15 protein-coding genes are annotated in these 15138 nt (G+C 60.2%); 12 read left to right on the top strand and 3 right to left on the bottom strand.

Translation table 11 applies throughout. The features are described 5' to 3' along the window. Window positions 1-405 precede the first annotated feature (405 nt). The 12 genes from ACOYW1_RS23700 (at window position 406) to ACOYW1_RS23645 (ending at window position 10894) form a co-directional block, all read left to right on the top strand. Window positions 406-1284 (top strand): transglutaminase-like domain-containing protein, encoded by an 879-nt coding sequence (locus ACOYW1_RS23700; RefSeq protein WP_482420010.1) that lies wholly within the window; start codon window positions 406-408, stop codon window positions 1282-1284. Continuing rightward, window positions 1277-1687: a hypothetical protein gene (locus ACOYW1_RS23695; protein ID WP_482420009.1), complete on the top strand. Its 411-nt coding sequence runs from the start codon at window positions 1277-1279 to the stop codon at window positions 1685-1687. The genes ACOYW1_RS23700 and ACOYW1_RS23695 overlap by 8 nt, the downstream gene beginning before the upstream one ends. Before the next feature lie 43 nt (window positions 1688-1730). Further along, complete coding sequence (locus ACOYW1_RS23690) at window positions 1731-2324, top strand: hypothetical protein (RefSeq protein WP_482420008.1); 594 nt, start codon at window positions 1731-1733, stop codon at window positions 2322-2324. Beyond that, window positions 2321-3307: a GAF domain-containing sensor histidine kinase gene (locus ACOYW1_RS23685; RefSeq protein WP_482420007.1), complete on the top strand. Its 987-nt coding sequence runs from the start codon at window positions 2321-2323 to the stop codon at window positions 3305-3307. Before ACOYW1_RS23690 ends, ACOYW1_RS23685 begins: the two co-directional genes overlap by 4 nt. A 414-nt stretch (window positions 3308-3721) precedes the next feature. Then, complete coding sequence (locus ACOYW1_RS23680; protein WP_482420006.1) at window positions 3722-5089, top strand: TIGR01777 family oxidoreductase; 1368 nt, start codon at window positions 3722-3724, stop codon at window positions 5087-5089. 10 nt (window positions 5090-5099) lie between these two features. Next, window positions 5100-6215: a hypothetical protein gene (locus ACOYW1_RS23675; RefSeq protein ID WP_482420005.1), complete on the top strand. Its 1116-nt coding sequence runs from the start codon at window positions 5100-5102 to the stop codon at window positions 6213-6215. A 454-nt stretch (window positions 6216-6669) separates the two neighbouring features. After that, window positions 6670-7278 (top strand): RNA polymerase sigma factor, encoded by a 609-nt coding sequence (locus ACOYW1_RS23670; protein ID WP_482420004.1) that lies wholly within the window; start codon window positions 6670-6672, stop codon window positions 7276-7278. Between the two features lie 42 nt (window positions 7279-7320). Then, window positions 7321-7647 (top strand): hypothetical protein, encoded by a 327-nt coding sequence (locus ACOYW1_RS23665; protein WP_482420003.1) that lies wholly within the window; start codon window positions 7321-7323, stop codon window positions 7645-7647. A gap of 11 nt (window positions 7648-7658) precedes the next feature. Then, window positions 7659-8339 carry a hypothetical protein gene (locus tag ACOYW1_RS23660; RefSeq protein WP_482420002.1) on the top strand — a complete coding sequence of 227 codons (681 nt, stop codon included), beginning with the start codon at window positions 7659-7661 and terminating at the stop codon, window positions 8337-8339. A 144-nt stretch (window positions 8340-8483) separates the two neighbouring features. Further along, the gene (locus ACOYW1_RS23655) at window positions 8484-9284 is read left to right on the top strand and encodes an alpha/beta fold hydrolase (protein WP_482418065.1); all 801 of its coding nucleotides are present in this window, start codon (window positions 8484-8486) and stop codon (window positions 9282-9284) included. A gap of 444 nt (window positions 9285-9728) precedes the next feature. Next, window positions 9729-10283: a porin family protein gene (locus ACOYW1_RS23650; RefSeq protein WP_482420001.1), complete on the top strand. Its 555-nt coding sequence runs from the start codon at window positions 9729-9731 to the stop codon at window positions 10281-10283. Next, the gene (locus ACOYW1_RS23645; protein ID WP_482420000.1) at window positions 10184-10894 is read left to right on the top strand and encodes an OmpA family protein; all 711 of its coding nucleotides are present in this window, start codon (window positions 10184-10186) and stop codon (window positions 10892-10894) included. The genes ACOYW1_RS23650 and ACOYW1_RS23645 overlap by 100 nt, the downstream gene beginning before the upstream one ends. 82 nt (window positions 10895-10976) lie before the next feature. On the opposite strand, the gene ACOYW1_RS23640 is transcribed toward ACOYW1_RS23645, so the two are convergent. The 3 genes from ACOYW1_RS23640 to ACOYW1_RS23630 form a co-directional block, all read right to left on the bottom strand. Then, entirely contained in the window at window positions 10977-13244 is a 2268-nt protein-coding gene (locus ACOYW1_RS23640) for an acetate--CoA ligase family protein (protein ID WP_482419999.1), read from the bottom strand. 158 nt (window positions 13245-13402) lie between these two features. Next, entirely contained in the window at window positions 13403-14446 is a 1044-nt protein-coding gene (locus ACOYW1_RS23635) for a hypothetical protein (protein ID WP_482419998.1), read from the bottom strand. Continuing rightward, window positions 14403-15122, bottom strand: a complete 720-nt coding sequence (locus ACOYW1_RS23630) for a flagellar assembly protein A (RefSeq protein ID WP_482419997.1) — start codon at window positions 15120-15122, stop codon at window positions 14403-14405. The genes ACOYW1_RS23635 and ACOYW1_RS23630 overlap by 44 nt, the downstream gene beginning before the upstream one ends. Window positions 15123-15138 lie beyond the last annotated feature (16 nt).

Here is a 15138-nt window from a genome sequence, read left to right as displayed (position 1 = left end):
CGATGCCCCGCAAAAACGGGTTGTTAACCTGTCAGCAGGCATCTGACGTTGATGCACTGGCTTGCTTTTGTGTCCCCGTGCGATTTTCTTTCCTTGTATTGCTTTCTTCACAATCCTGCCGGTATTCCCCTTTTTCCAAGCCCCCCATGCCTGTTTGACAAGGGTGAACCCACCGTCATGGATCCTGGGGCTTTGAAAGCACAAACGGCATTTCTGAACGCACAACAATACTTTGAGATCTACCTCACATGGGCCGCAGACCGCCAAGGTCCCCGGATTCAGTCATGGGCCCATGCCGCCATGCATTATATCCAGGCGACAGCCCTGGTTCGTAATATCTATAGCTATTTGATGCCGTAAGTCTGATTTGACAACGTTATTCCAAAAACCTAAGCGGAGGCGGACATGACTCATCCTCAGGCAGAGTATCTCAAGACGACCCGGTTTTGCGATTACGATCATCCCGATGTGATTCGGCAGGCACGAGCTGTGACAGCGACCATCACAAACGACACGGAAAAAGCCGTGGCGATTTTTTACTGGGTGCGCGATAAAATTCTCTATCGTGTGGGGGACTGGCACAAGCGGGCTTCCGAGACCCTGTACGAACGTGAAGGGACCTGCACCAACGCAGCCAACCTGTTTGTGGCCATGTGTCGTGCCGCCGGGCTTCCCGCCGGGTACGGTGTGCTTCGGGTCAAGGGGAAAAGTTACTTCGGACCGGTGATGCTTCCGTTGTTCCGGCAGTTTATGAGTGCGGAGTCCGTGCACGTCTATGGCGCTGTTTTTCTCGAGGGGCGCTGGGTTCAGGTGGACCCGTCGGATGATTACGATTTTTGCCGCGCCACCGGGCATTTTAACCCCACGGCCAAGCTGGTGGACTGGGACGGCAAGAACCACGCCATGCTGCACTTAGACCCCAACGATATCCTCAACGTGTCCTGTCCGGTCCCCTCCATTGACGACCAGATGCTCAAAGCCAAAAAGAACGGCAAGGGCGTCCGTGCCCTCATGGGCAGCACCTACGTCCGGCATGCTGCTGGCCGTGGTCTCCAGCTGCGACGAATTGCAGCCACTTTTTGTGAAGTACCTGTTCCGGAAGAAGTTTCATCTCTATCTTTTCTGGCAGTATCTGAGATGCGTCCTATTTATTCGCCGGATGAACCGGGAGCCGCAGATGCTCCCGGACATTTCATAAACACGCCAGGGGTCTCGGTGAAGGTGATGCCAAGGGCTCAGGGTGGACACTGGAGAGATGATGACAGGCGCATTGCATGTGTGTAAAAAAAAGAATGCATCCTCCGGGGCGTTGTACAACAGTCGTCTGCTTAAGTTCTGTGACAACTACGCCCGGGAGAAGTATGCACTGTTGAGCCTGGAACCGGTGTATCAAGCCGCCGGAATTCGCAAGTACGAGATCGATGATCCAGGCCACTGGTTTACCCAGGATCAGTGCGACAAGTATTATTTTTCTCTCATGGATATGTGCGGCAGCCCGGAGTTCGCAAGGGAAGCCGGTCGGTATATCATCCGCTCCAAAGAGATGTGGGTGGTCCGGCAGTTCATTCTGGGCATGGTCTCTCCGTCCGCCTTTTTTTCCACCATTGAGCGCAATTACTGCAAGGTGAGCCGCGGTGTCCACGCCACGGCCCACCTCACGGGAAAAGAGTCGGCGGAGATAGCCTAGCCGCCCCGGAACCGCCATCAAACCCTATCAGTGCGATGTGTGCGTGGGAATCCTGGAGGCTGTCGGGCTTCTTTTTACCAATGCCTTTGCCCATGTGAAGCACACGGAGTGCATCCATAAAGGGGGCGAGGCCTGCCGATTTGAGGTGACCTGGAGCGCGGCGCCTTCTGTGGTGTGGCGTCGGATGCGAAATCGTGCCTTTGTGGTGGGAGCGCCCCTGGGCATCGGGATGGCGGTGCTGTTTCCGTCACCCCTTGTCCTGTTGCTCAGCTGTTCTCTTTTTCTATCGATCGCGGGCCTTGGGGGGGTGGCTCATCACAAGCGGGAAGAGGAGCTGCTGAACATCATCCAGGCCCAGGGGAATTATGCCGGGGACCTGGCAGAAGACGACAACATCCGCAACCGGCACTCGCTGCTGATCAAGAGCATCAGCCAGGAAGCGGCCATGACCGACTCCCAGGAGGGTGGGGCCCAGGGGGTGATCAATGTCATGGCCCGGCATCTGGATTACGACCGCATTGCCTTCTTTTTTTATGACGGCAAGCGGCTGAAGCTGGCCTCCCAGGTGGGATACACCCCGGCCCAGGTGGATCATTTCAAGGAGCAGGGGAGTGGTACACCAGGACGGAGTCCATGACCCGGGTGCTCTGGAACAAAGAGAACATCGTGGTCAACGGGGTGAAGGGGTTTTCCGAGACCACGCTGTTCGGCCCTGATTTTCCCGATGTCCAGGCCCTGGAGAGCCTTCTGGTGGTGCCCGTGACCATGGAAGGGCGGATCTCGGGGGTGCTGGTGGCGGCCAACCTCCACGGCAAGCGGGCCCTGACCCAGGGAGACTTGAGCCTGCTCATCGGGGTGGCCACCCAGGTGGGGCTCAGCATCGACAACGTGGGCAAGCGGCGAGAGCTGGCCGAACGGGAGCGGCGCTATCGCAAGCAGGTACAAAAGGGACTGGAAGATGAGCGGCGACGCATCGCCTTTGATCTTCACGACCACGTGGCCCAGGACCTGGGCTCTCTGATGATTACCGCCCGGATGATGCAGGAGATGGCGTCCCGGAAAGAGGCGGTGCCACCCGGGGACCTCCAGGCCTTTGTGTCGGTTCTGAAGGGCTCCATCGACTCGGTCCGCAACATTGCTTATGATCTGCAGCCGCCGTCACTGGCTCAGTTCGGCCTGGTGCATACCATCAAGGTCTACGCAGCGGATTACTCGGAAAAATACGGGGTGGAGGTGGATTTCCGGGTGGCAGGGGTCCGTGAGGCCCTCCTTGAGTACGACACGAAAATCAATTTTTTCCGCATCATCCAGGAATCCCTGGCCAATATCTACAAGCATGCCTACGCAGACAAGGTCTTCATCCGCCTGGTTTTTTCTCACCCCAACCTGATCCTTCGCATTCGCGACAACGGCAGCGGCTTCATGCCCCAGGCCCTGGAGGGCGGGGTCTCCTGCGGGCGACACATGGGGCTGCGAAACATGGAGGAGCGGGCCCGCCTCATGAAGGGAACCTTTCGCATCTATTCGTCTCCTGAGAAGGGGTGTGAGATCGTGGTGGAGGTGCCCCTGGAGCGTGAAGAGGAGAAGGAGGAAGGGGCTGTCCGGCCGCCGGAAGGGTGAGGCAATCGAACAGAAAGTCGTGAACGACACGTTGGTTTTTTGACCTGTCCGATTTTCCGAAGTCATCACGTGCGGTCGCACTTTATGCCTTTGATGTGGTCGCTTTCCCATGAACGATTCGGGATCGTCTGACCGGAACGCCCGAGAACGGGCCGTTGCCAGTGGCCTGTGGGCACGCAACGGTCCGTTTGTTTTTCTTCCATGGTCATCCGGGCCAAGGGGGTTTTGTGTTGCGTGTCTCCCCGGTCCTGTACTATGCCTCTGGTATGGTTACAGGCACGAAGAACCCTGGATCACGGAACGATTCTGGCGCACATGTCCGATGACCGGGCCCTGTGTGCATCTATAAGGCTCCGGCCCCTCGTGCCTTCATCATCGCTTTCAGACCGACACATCAACCCCATGGGGGCCTGGATGCATCGACGATTTATACGGCGGCTTCGACTGAAGTGTTCAGCCCGTGAGGTTTATGACTGGCACGGGGGCGACGGGGTTGTCCAGCGCCTGACCCCGCCCTGGGTGGCTTACCGGAACCTGAGGCGGCGCGGGGGGCTGGAAGAGGGCGCCACCACCTCCCTGACCCTGAAGCTCGGGCCCCTGCCCATTCACTGGCATTCCGTTCATACCGCCTGTTCCCGTGATCGGGGCTTCACCGACACCATGGTCAGGGGGCCCTTTGCGGCCTTTGAGCATACCCACCGGTTTGACGAAGACGACGGGGGCTGCCTTCTCACAGATACGATTCAATACCGCCTTCCCCTTGCGCCCCTATCCCACGCCGTGGCCGGGTCCTTTGCGGACAGAGAGCTAACGCGAATGTTTCGTTATCGCCATGCCGTCACCGCACGGGACATTGCTTCACGCCTTGCCGCTGCGGGGGAGCCCCACCTCACCATTGCTGTTTCCGGGGCCGGTGGAATCATCGGCTCGGCCCTGGTGCCGTGGTTGAGAAGCCAGGGGCATCGGGTGATGCCCCTGGTGAGGGGAAGGGCCCCGGGGGCCCATGAGATCGCCTGGGACCCGGTGGCAGGGACCGTGGAACACGAAAAATTCAAGGGCTGCGATGTCCTGATTCACCTGGCCGGAGAAAACATCGGAAACGCCCGATGGACGCCTGCAAAGCGTGAGCGGATCATGAAGAGCCGGTTGGATGGCACCGCCCTTCTGGCCAGGGCCGCCTCCCGGCACAAAGACGGCCCGAGGGTTTTTCTGTCGGCGTCGGCCGTGGGGTTTTACGGGAACCGGTGTGACGAGGCGGTGACCGAGGCCGCCTCCTGCGGCGGGTCCTTTGTTTCGGAGGTGTGCAGGCGGTGGGAAGAGGCCGCCGCCGCCAACTGGACCCGGCCGGGCGGTCGGCTGGTCACCCTTCGCATCGGGGTGGTGCTGACCCCTGCAGGCGGAGCGCTGGCACGGCTGCTTCCTGTGTTCAAGGCCGGGCTGGGGGGGACCTTTGGTCGCGGTGATCAGTACATGAGCTGGGTCTCCATGGAAGATGTCCTGGGGGCCGTGGGCCATATCCTGCGGACCCCTGACCTGGAAGGCCCGGTGAACCTCACCGCGCCTCACCCCGTCACCAATCGGGCCTTTGCCCGGACCCTTGCATCGAGTGTGAATCGTTGCTCCTTCACCACGCTTCCTGCGGCGGTTATTACCGGTGCCTTCGGGGAGATGGGGCGGGAGGTGTTGCTGGAAGGCGTTAAAGCCCTGCCCGGCGTTCTAGAACAGAGCGGGTACGGGTTTGTCCATCCCACCCTTGCCGACGCTCTTTCCGAAGTGCTTTAGGAGATATGCCGTGAGGAAACGATACCGACTGCTGTTTATGTTCATCATGGTGGCGGCCCTGGGGTTCGGCTACCTGCATCACATGGTGCCCGGAACCCACAACTTTGAGCGCCTCCATATCTTTTTGTTCAACCTCACCTCAGGCGGGACCTCCATCCTCTATTATATCGAAAACAAAAAAGGGATGTCGGTACGGGTGCGCTTTTTCCTGGTCTTCTCCGTGGTCTTTGCCGTTTTTGCCTGGCTGGAGCTCTTTGTCCCGGCTGCGGTCTGCGGCCTGGGCCTGGCAATCATCGCCGAGAGTGTGCGCTGCAATGCCTACTCCTTTTTTCCCAAGGAGTTTTTCTTAAGGGGGCACACCACATCCGACCGGTTTGCCCATGCCTCCCTGCTCTGCCTGGTCCTGGGGCTCCTTGCCTCGGTGCTGGTGATTTTAAACGATGCCTGGCTTCATCTCTTTACCTTGGAGACCCTGAGCATCGACACCTTTTTCCTGGGGTTCTCCTTTCCGGTGTCCCTGATCACCATGAGCGTCATGTTTTCCCTGATCCCGGACCTGAAAAAGCCCTTTATGAGCGCGGCCAGCCAGTTTGCCTTCTGGGCGGTGAACTTGGGGGTGATTGTCTTTTTTCTTTTTATCGTGGCCGGGTCCCTGTGGCCTCAGGTGGCCGTGACCTTGGTGCTTTTTTTCACGGTCATCCTCATTTTTGTCCTGTTTGTTACCTACGTGAAGGGGCTGCAACAGAAGAGCTTTCTGGTGTCGGGCATGCTGTTCCTTTTGTACACGGCCATTACCGGCATTGCGTACATTCTCCTTGAGATCATGTCCGACGGCTACCTTCGCTGGGGGGATCTCCTGCTTCGGCTCCATGCGGTGGCCGCCCTTTACGGGTGGAACCTGAGCGGGCTGGCGGTGATCTACCGGCGCTTTGACTTTCCCATTCGCCTCAACTCAAAACAACTCATCGCAGGCCACTGGCTCCTGGTGGCCGTAGCCGTCCCCCTGGGGGATGCCCTTGCCACCATGGCGGTGGTGGCCACGGTGGGGTACGGGGTGTTCCTCTACCTGATGTTTTTCAGCGGGAAACTCATCGAAGAAGACGACATCGAGCCTGTGATCGCCTGACATGCAAAGGGCTGGTGCGACCCGGGAATTTAAACGCCCCGTCATGCAAGCTGCATGGCGGGGCGCTTGGGTCGGCAGGGGCTTGCGGGGGGTGACCAGGCGATGGCGCCTCTTTTCTGGGGGGAAGTAAGGCAACGCCTGGTCACGGGTTGGCTCCTGCCGCCATTGCCGTAAGGTGAGATGCCCATGGCGGCCTGTTTACCCGAACGGCTCGGTTTTCTGTTGTTGTAGTCGCCAGCAACCGGCCGGAGGTTACATCTGAAAGGAAAAAAACAACGGGCTGCCTTTCGGGGGTGAGAGGCCGTTTTTTTGTAACGCTTTGCCTGTCCCGTACGACCCATAAGGAGAATATGTCTGAAACGGCGGGGGGATTCCGGCAGGGTCCGCAAGGGGGATAAAGCAGGACGGCAGGCCGGAAAGACTGTGGCGCGGAACGGGTTGGGTTGAGCGGGTGATGGAGAATTATCCGAAAGACGAGATGCCTGACACATGCGACGACGACGTGGTGAGGCGCGTGCTGGCGGGGGATGCCAATGCCTATGAGGCACTGCTGGTGAAGTATACCCCGCATGTGGGGCGTGTTGTCGGCAGGCATGTGCCCTTTGACCAGGCCGAGGAGGTGGCACACGACGTCTTTGTCAGGGCCTACGGGTCCCTGGGATCCTTTACCCTGGGGCGTTCGTTCCGGGCATGGCTGACCACGGTGGCCGTGCGCACCTGCTATGATTTCTGGCGCAGGGAGATGCGCTGCAAAGAGACGCCGGTGAGCTCCCTCGTGCCCGGGGGGGACCTGCCTTCGGCGGAGTGGATGGATGCTGTGCTGTCCGCCGATTCCCACCGTCGTTTCCACGCCGATGAAACCCGGAAGACCGCTGAAGAGGTGCTTTCCTTTGCCCTCGGCGCCTTGTCCGCCCGGGAGCGCATGATCATGGAGCTTTACTACCTGGAGGGGTACTCGACCCGTGAGGTGGCGCTTTTTCTGAACATGAGCATGGCCAATGTGAAAATCAACGCCTTTCGAAGCCGCAGGAAACTGCGCCTTGTTCTTGAAAAAATCACCTGAAGGGCGTCGGCCCGGTGAGTTGTCCGGGAGGAGATACGTGTGATGAGAGAAAAACAGTGGGATATCCGTCTGATGCGGGCCTTGAAAGACCGACAGGTCACGTCGGGGCTGTGGCAGAGCCGGCAGGAGACGGAAGCCTTCCAGGCCGGGGTGATGAGAGACGTGGCCCGTCTCCGGGTTTACCCGGCAAGACCTCAGGAGGAGGGGTTTTCCGAGGCCGTCTGGCGCCTTGTTCCCCTGACCTCCCTTGCGGCGGGCGGACTCGCCGTGATACTGGCGCTTTGGTCCCATGGGAGTGAAGACTTGTTGAACCTGGCGCTGATAGACACGTCGGTGTATGTCGAGCACCTGATCGCTTACATGTTTTGATCGAGGTTGTCATGAAACGAGTAAAGCTCATGGTGGGGGTGGGGTTGATCTTTTCACTGGGGGCCCTGGCCGGTTTTTTTACGGCTCGCCAGGTGACGCATCATAAGGTGCGCCGGTTTGTCCACGGAGGCCCCCCTGCGGCCATGATCATTGCGCGCATGGTGGGCCGCATCGACCTGACCCCGGATCAGGGCAGGGCCGTTGACCCCCTTCTTACCGGGCTGCGGGGAGAACTGGTGGAGCTCCACGATCGCACCCTGGCCGAAATCAATGCGATTATCCGGAAACGGTATTCCCTGATTGTGGAGGTATTGACGCCCGATCAGTATCAACGGCTTCTTTCAGAGACACGGAAGGCAAGACGTTTCAATATGTTCCGGACCAGCTGGCGCCTGCCCTGGGCGGACAAGAGCGCCGAAGAGGTGATGGCAGAGCTGACGGCAGTCCTCTCCCTGACCCCGGATCAGCAGGAGACCCTGAAACCCATGGTGGCCCGGCGAGTGAATGCACAGAAGGTTGTGGCTCGGGTGATGCACACCACAGAGGGTTTCGACTTCCTTCGGGTGGCGCGGGGCGCTGAGGGCGATGGCGAGATGGCCCGACCGATTCAGGAGGTTCTCACCCCCGAGCAGCTGGAGACCTACTGGTTGTCGCTCAGCCATCGGGGTCGTGCTTTCAAACGGGATCGGTGATGCCTCTGGTAATGTTTCACGGTTTGACAGCGGGCGTGGGCCCAACATCCTTGACATGCCGTGCAAGGCCTTTAACATGAACCCCGATGCCCCAATGAGGCATCGGGGTTTTTTATTTATTACGGCAAATCAAGGGGGATAGGCATGGGTTGGGTGTCCGAAGGCGAAGGGGAGGCTGTGGTGCTGCTCCACAGCTCCATGAGTTCGAAGGTGCAGTGGGTTTCCCTGATGGAAGAGCTGAAGCAGACCCATCGGGTGGTGGCGGTGGATCTCTGGGGGTATGGGGATGCCCCGTCCGTTTCTGATGAACAGGCGGGGGACTTTACCCTGGATGACGAGTTGACCCTCATTCGCCGGGCCCTTGCCCATGATGTTCCCGGCGACACCCCGTTTCACCTGGTGGGGCACTCCTACGGCGGGGCCGTGGCCATGCATCTGGCCCTGGAGATGCCCGAGCGCATTCGCAGCATCTCCCTGTATGAGCCCATGGCCAACCACGTGGTTCGTGAAATAGACGACGCCCTCTACGAAAAGCAGAAGACCCTGATGGGGTCGGTCATCGAGGAGATCAACCGGGGCAATCTTAAGACGGGGGCCTCCATGTTCGTGGATTTTTTCAGCGGGGACGGGCTGTTCGATCTGTTGCCCTCCGAGGTCCAGGAGGCGCTGGCCGGGTGTGTCAAAAAGATGCCCCTGGACTATTTTGCGTCCGCGCACAAAGGGCTTCGCATGGGGCGCTACGGAAAGCTTGAAGCCCCCACCTGTCTTATGGCCGGGCGTCAGAGTCCGGCGCTCTCTTATGAAATTTCCCGTGCCCTTTCCGGGGTGATTCCCCATGTGGACTACCACCTCGTGGATGCCGGCCACATGGCGCCCCTGACCCACGGCCCCAAGGTGAACCCCATCATCGCGGCCCATGTCAGGCGGCACACCTGCCTCAACTGACTTTTGCCCCGTGTAGAAGGCCAGGTTGCGGCAGAATGTTTGGGGCTGAAGTATTTTTTTTAATGAATTTAGGGGATTGCTGATTGAATATCGGCGGGCCGTTGGTGTATACTTCCTCCATTAACCGGGGAAAGGGGGCTGCTTTAAGCCGCGGTCCCTTTTCCGCCGTATCAAAGGGGCAGTTACCCGCCTTGCCCGGATATATATCGTAACATCTCAGCATTTTTTCAATGTCCTTGGCACCGGCCATCAAGGATTCGGCGTCAGGAATTCTTCCTTACAGCACCTTTTTTTGAACTGCATTTTTCTACGTCCCCGGCGTACATCGACACGTCATCTCGCGCATACTGGTCTCAGGTTCCTGAGGTTTGGTCGGCAAGGCATGTTTTTTCGTTGAAACGGCTTCGCAAGGCAATCCACGATACAAAGGACAAAGGAGGCAGTATGAAACGATGCATGAAAGCCCTGGCTCTGGTTGCCGTGGTGATGGTCTGGGCAGGGCAGCCGAGCGCCGAAGGATCGGACTATCGTTTTGACCTCTCCCCCATGGTGGGAGGGCACATTTTCGAGGGGAACCAGAATCTGGATGACGGGTACACCATGGGGCTTGCCCTGGGGTATGCCATAAACCAGCGGTGCACGCTGGAAGGCGGCTTTACCTGGATCTCCACGGAGACGAAAAAGTTCGATGTGGACGTGGACGGTCAGCGCTATTCCCTGGACGCCCTTTACCATTTCATGCCCGAGGAGGCCTTGAGGCCCTTTGTGCTTATCGGGGCGGGTGCCTTGCGCCTGGACCCGGACGTGGGGGATTCTGAGACCGATTTCATGGCCGAGTACGGAGCGGGTCTCAAATACGCCATCATGGACAATCTGGACTTGAGGGCCGAGGCCACGTCATGCCCTTTGATGACTTTTACAACAACCTTGCCTGGCAGCTGGGGATCAGCTGGCGTTTCGGCAAGCGTGAGGCCGCCGCAGAGGAGCCCATGGCCGTGATGGACAGCGACGGCGACGGGGTCCCCGATGATGTGGACGCCTGCCCCAACACCCCCGCAGGCCAGGCCGTGGATGAGCTTGGCTGTCCTGTGGTGCTGGATTCCGATGGGGACGGGGTTCCCGACGACATGGATGTGTGCCCGAATACCCCCGCAGGCCAGCCCGTGGATGAGCTGGGCTGCCCCGTGATAGCCGATGCGGACGGTGACGGGGTGGAAGACAGCATGGACCGTTGTCCGGACACACCCCAGGGGGCCGTGGTGGACAGCCGCGGGTGCTGGGTGATCCAGGGGTTGACCTTTGATACGGGCGAGACCCGCATCAAGTCCGATTTCCTTCCCCTGCTCAACGAGGTGGTGGAGATTCTGATGACCAACCCCGATGTGCGGGTTTCCATCGAAGGCTACACCGACAGCGAGGGGAGCGATGCGGCCAACCAGCGTATTTCCGAAGGGCGGGCCAAGGCCGTGCAGGAGTATTTCGTGAGCAAAGGGGTTGCCGAAGGGCGCCTGGAGTACCAGGGCTTTGGCGAGGAAAATCCCGTGGCGGACAACGAGACCGAGGAAGGGCGAAAGCAAAACCGTCGGGTGGAACTCAGGCCCCTGCAGTGATCCACCGGGCTTATCCGGTTTGATGTGTTGAAAGGACCATGAAACGCCGTGCGAGGTCACTCGCACGGCGTTTTTTTGTGCCTTATTTCAGCCGGTGGCTCAAGGGCCGGGTCATGTCCCGGCTCAGGCGGTGGCGGATAAAGGCGTTGAGGCAGACCATGGCCCGGTTGGCGGTGAGATAGGTGGGGACCCCGCCCGCATCCAGGGTGCGTCCCAGCTCGTTGTAGACGGCATCGGCCCGGCTCACCACGTTGACGGAGACGGCCACGGGTTTTTTGTAGGCATGGACCAGCCGGATGATGCGGGCGGCGATGTTGTCCGGGTTGGTTCGGATTTCATCGTCGGTGGTATGGATCAGGGCGCTCTGGGGCACGATGGAGACCATGAGGGCGTCCACGTCCGGGGATTTGAGCATGGTCTCGACGGCACCGGCAAAGATGGCGTCATCGGCCATGGGGGTGAGGTCCAGAAGGGGGGAGGCCTCGGCCATGGGAGGGATGATGGCCCTTAAGGCCGAAAGGGTGGCCTCATCGAAATCCGCCGGGACCAGGTCCCCCAAATTGTCGGCGGCGTAGGTTTTTTCGTACCCGGCGTTGGCGATGATGGCCACGCGGTTGCCCGAGACAACAAAGTCGTTCATGAGGGCAAAGGTCTTGATGAAGTCCCCGTGGTCCACCATGGTGTCGGCCACGATGGCCCCGGCCTGCTTCATGGCGGCACGGGCCACGGCGTACTCCCCTGCGATGCTGGCGGTGTGGGACTCCGTGGCCTTTCGCCCCTCCTCGGTGCGCCCGGCCTTGTAGACGATGACCGGTTTGGTCCCGGCCCTGACGGCGTCGAAGAACTTGCGCCCCGCGTAGCGCTTGAACCCTTCGATGTAGCAGCCGATGACGTTGATCCTGGGGTCGTCCTGAAAATAGGTGACCAGGTCGCAGGGGTCCACATCGAGTTGGTTGCCGTAGCTGACGATCACCTTGGGGGAGATGGCGTTTTTCAGGTTGTCGATCTCGATGATGCCCAGGGCCCCGCTCTGGCTCAGGATGGCCACCTTGTTCTCACGTTCCATGCTGACGGAGAATTTGTCCTCGGGAATGAAGAAGGTGTTGAGGCCTTTGGCGGTCCGGCTCCCCTCGTAGACGATGCCCAGGCAGTTGGGTCCGATGAGGCGAAACCCGCCCTCTTTGGCGAGGCGGGAGATCTCCTCTTCCAGGTCCCTGTTTTTGTCCACCTCGGCAAAGCCCCCGGGGATGAGGATGACGGCCTTGACCCCTTTTTTTACACACCCTTCGATGACGGGCAGGGTGGCGCTTGCCGGCACCGTGATAATGGCAAGCTCCACGGGGGCGTCGATGGCCTCCAGGTCGGTGTGGACGGGAAATTCTCGGGATCCTGCGGAGAGGGTGCCTCCCCGGGGGTTGACGCAGTAGATGTCGAGCCGCTTCATGCGGATGAGGTTCTCGACGATGATGTTCCCCGCCTTGGTGGGGTCCGATGTGGAGACCCCCACCACGGCGATGCCCCTGGGCTCGAAAAAGGGCCTCATGGTGGCTTCGGGGGCGATGGACAGGTCGGGCAGGGGGCCCCGGGGCTTGAAACGGGCAAAGCCGTCCACGGCCACAAACCGGCCGTCGGTGGCAAAGACCAGGGGGTTGACCTCGAACTCCGTGATGACGTGGTCGGAGCCGGTGTTGAAGTAGGAGGAGAAGGCAACAGCCAGGTCTGAGAAGGCCACGCCCACATCCACGATGCGTCCCACGTCCGCCTCACGGTTCCAGGCCTTGAATTTTTCGTGGATGTGGGAGGACTCCAGAAGGGCCCTTGTCCAGTCCCGGTCCACCGGGGCGAGGATGAGGTTGGGCTGGGAAAAGTGCCTGGCAAAAAATTCGGCGTCGCTGCCCCCTTTGGAAAAGGAGAGCACCGGCCCGAAGGTCTCGCTCTCCCGAAACCCGAGGAGGATTTCATTGCCCAGCTCGGGCTGGTAGTCCACCTTTTCGGTGATGAGCACCCCTTCCACCGGGACGCCCATGTCCCGAAACGCAGAGGTCATTTTCTCGAAGGTGTAGCGGACAAAGTCTGGGTCGGCGTGGACCATGCACACGCCGCCTGCGCTCGCTTTGTGAGTGACAGCCGGCGAGACGATCTTCATCACCAGCTCGGGCCCCCCGATGCCGTGGAGAAGCTCGCGGGTGACCGCGTGGGCCGAGGCGACGAGGGCATGGCGGGGGACCTCGATGTCCATGGCACGGAGAATGGCGTACACTTCATGCTCGAAGAGCATGTCCCGACCGGCTGTGCGGGCGGCGCGGAGCATGGCGCCGACCTCTTTTTTTAGACGGGGTTCCAAGGGCATGGGGCACCTGTATGATGTGGGGGACGGGGTGGCCCTGGCCGGGCGGGGAGCCCATGACGGAAGGCCGGGGCGGCTGCTGGCAAACGTCTTGCTGATGCTTGGTTTTGTTCAGGATACGGGGCCGCCGACAGGCTGTCAACATCCGGGGGGATGCCGGGCTAACGCGAACGCTGTGAGGTCACCAATCCCTCTTCAACGGTGAATTTGCCCTTGATGTTGACGGCGTGGTCGTGGTCACTGCCCGGAGGGGCCTCCAGGGTGAGGGGAGCGGGGTCGTTGCTGCCGAGGTGGATGGCGATGACAGCGGAGGGACGCAGGCGTGCGTTGATGCTGAAGCTGATGGTCCTGAGCGCCTCTTCCACCTCTGAGATCTCGTTCTGGAGGGCTTTGGCCTGGGCCTCAAGGTCCCAGAACCGTCCGCACAGGGTGCGGGTATGCTCAATGGTCTGCATGGCGCCGCTGACGGCCAGGCAGGTGTTGCCCCGCTTCAGGGAGGCCATCAGCTGGGGGACCCCCTCGAACTCATAGGCCTTGAGGGATGCGACAATTTTCTTGAACACCGGCCTGACGGAGTCGTCTTCTCCAAACTCGGCGGACAGGCTCTTGAGTTCGGCCACAAGGGAGGCCTTGGCTTTGTTGAGGGTCTCCTCCAGCTCGTGAAGGGCTGTGTTGATCCGGCGCTTTTCAAGGATCAGCTCATCGCGTTTCGCAAAGAGGCCGGGCCCCAGGATGAGGTGGTTTGTGCCGCTGACCCGTACATTGTCCAGATCCGCCACACAGGTGTGGATGTGGGAGTTAAGCAGCAGGGCCGCCGAGGTGTTGATGGCCACCCGGTGGGCATGGATGGTGGCGTCGATGGCTTCCCGCTGAATGGACACGGTGCCGTGCTCGCAGCAGATGGTGGAGGAGGAGACGCTTCGGCAGGCAACATCCCCGTCGCTGGTGAGGTGACTTTCGGGCAGCATCTGATCCACCGTCGCCTTTTTGCCGGACTCCACATGGCCGCCGTTGATGGTGCGGATGGTCACCGACCCCGCCACCTTTACCAGGAACCCCTCGTTGACCGATTCCGCCTGCATGCTCACCGGGCAGACCACATCACTACCGATGTTTCCCACGGAAAAATCGATATCCCCCACCACAATGCGATCGGTGATGTCAATGGCCGAGATCCCTTCCGGGCCGAGGTGGGTGATGACCACGCCGTCCCGACTCGCTTTTACATCGTTCGCCTTCGCTGGTGGTGATGTACACGCTTCGCGCCCTTTTTCTGAGCTTCAGGGGGTACTCCTTGGCCACGGGAGGCTGGACCGGGGTGCCGTCATGGGAGAGGCCGTCTTTGGCGGTGTCGGGGAGGGAGACCTGCAAGAGGAGATCCCCGGCCTTGGCCGAGGGGTAGCGGAGCATCTCCCGGAAGTCGATGCGTCCGTCGGAGAGGATCTTGCCTGCGTTGGAACCCTTGTCGAAAAAGGTGCGGGTGATGCGGCCGCTTTTTCCGCCCCGGGGCAGGGTGCCGGAGACGGTGAGGGTGATGTCGTTGTTCTTGGAAACCAGGCGCACGGTCCGGCCGAGGCCGTCGTCGTCCCAGGGGACGTAAAGGGATTCGTCAAAGGGTTCTTCGGCCAGCACGCCGTGAATAATCAGGGCGCTGATTTTGACAGTCTCCAAGTGAAACCGCTGCAGGAGCTGGAGCAGTGCCAGGGCGTTGATTTTTTCTTCACCCGGCTTGATGCCGGCCGTGATGGTGACGGTGAGGGTCTGGAGCGTGTGGACCTGGGAGCTGAACAGGTAGCTTTCGAGGATATCGGCCTTGGCTTGCTCCCGCCGGGAGACAGGAATCTCTGTGAGGGGTATTACCGCGTGTCCTGTATCGGTCATGTCTCGGCTCCTCATG

It is taken from the genome of Desulfoluna sp. CYM3A, from assembly GCF_056829965.1.
This window is presented reverse-complemented; position numbering and strand designations above follow the sequence as displayed.

Coding starts and splice junctions, on each gene's coding strand:
- ACOYW1_RS23700 (WP_482420010.1), top strand. CDS start 406: ATGACTCATCCTCAGGCAGAGTATCTCAAGACGACCCGGTTTTGCGAT.
- ACOYW1_RS23685 (WP_482420007.1), top strand. CDS start 2,321: ATGACCCGGGTGCTCTGGAACAAAGAGAACATCGTGGTCAACGGGGTG.
- ACOYW1_RS23680 (WP_482420006.1), top strand. CDS start 3,722: ATGCATCGACGATTTATACGGCGGCTTCGACTGAAGTGTTCAGCCCGT.
- ACOYW1_RS23670 (WP_482420004.1), top strand. CDS start 6,670: ATGGAGAATTATCCGAAAGACGAGATGCCTGACACATGCGACGACGAC.
- ACOYW1_RS23665 (WP_482420003.1), top strand. CDS start 7,321: ATGAGAGAAAAACAGTGGGATATCCGTCTGATGCGGGCCTTGAAAGAC.
- ACOYW1_RS23660 (WP_482420002.1), top strand. CDS start 7,659: ATGAAACGAGTAAAGCTCATGGTGGGGGTGGGGTTGATCTTTTCACTG.
- ACOYW1_RS23655 (WP_482418065.1), top strand. CDS start 8,484: ATGGGTTGGGTGTCCGAAGGCGAAGGGGAGGCTGTGGTGCTGCTCCAC.
- ACOYW1_RS23650 (WP_482420001.1), top strand. CDS start 9,729: ATGAAACGATGCATGAAAGCCCTGGCTCTGGTTGCCGTGGTGATGGTC.
- ACOYW1_RS23645 (WP_482420000.1), top strand. CDS start 10,184: ATGCCCTTTGATGACTTTTACAACAACCTTGCCTGGCAGCTGGGGATC.
- ACOYW1_RS23640 (WP_482419999.1), bottom strand. CDS start 13,244: ATGCCCTTGGAACCCCGTCTAAAAAAAGAGGTCGGCGCCATGCTCCGC.
- ACOYW1_RS23630 (WP_482419997.1), bottom strand. CDS start 15,122: ATGACCGATACAGGACACGCGGTAATACCCCTCACAGAGATTCCTGTC.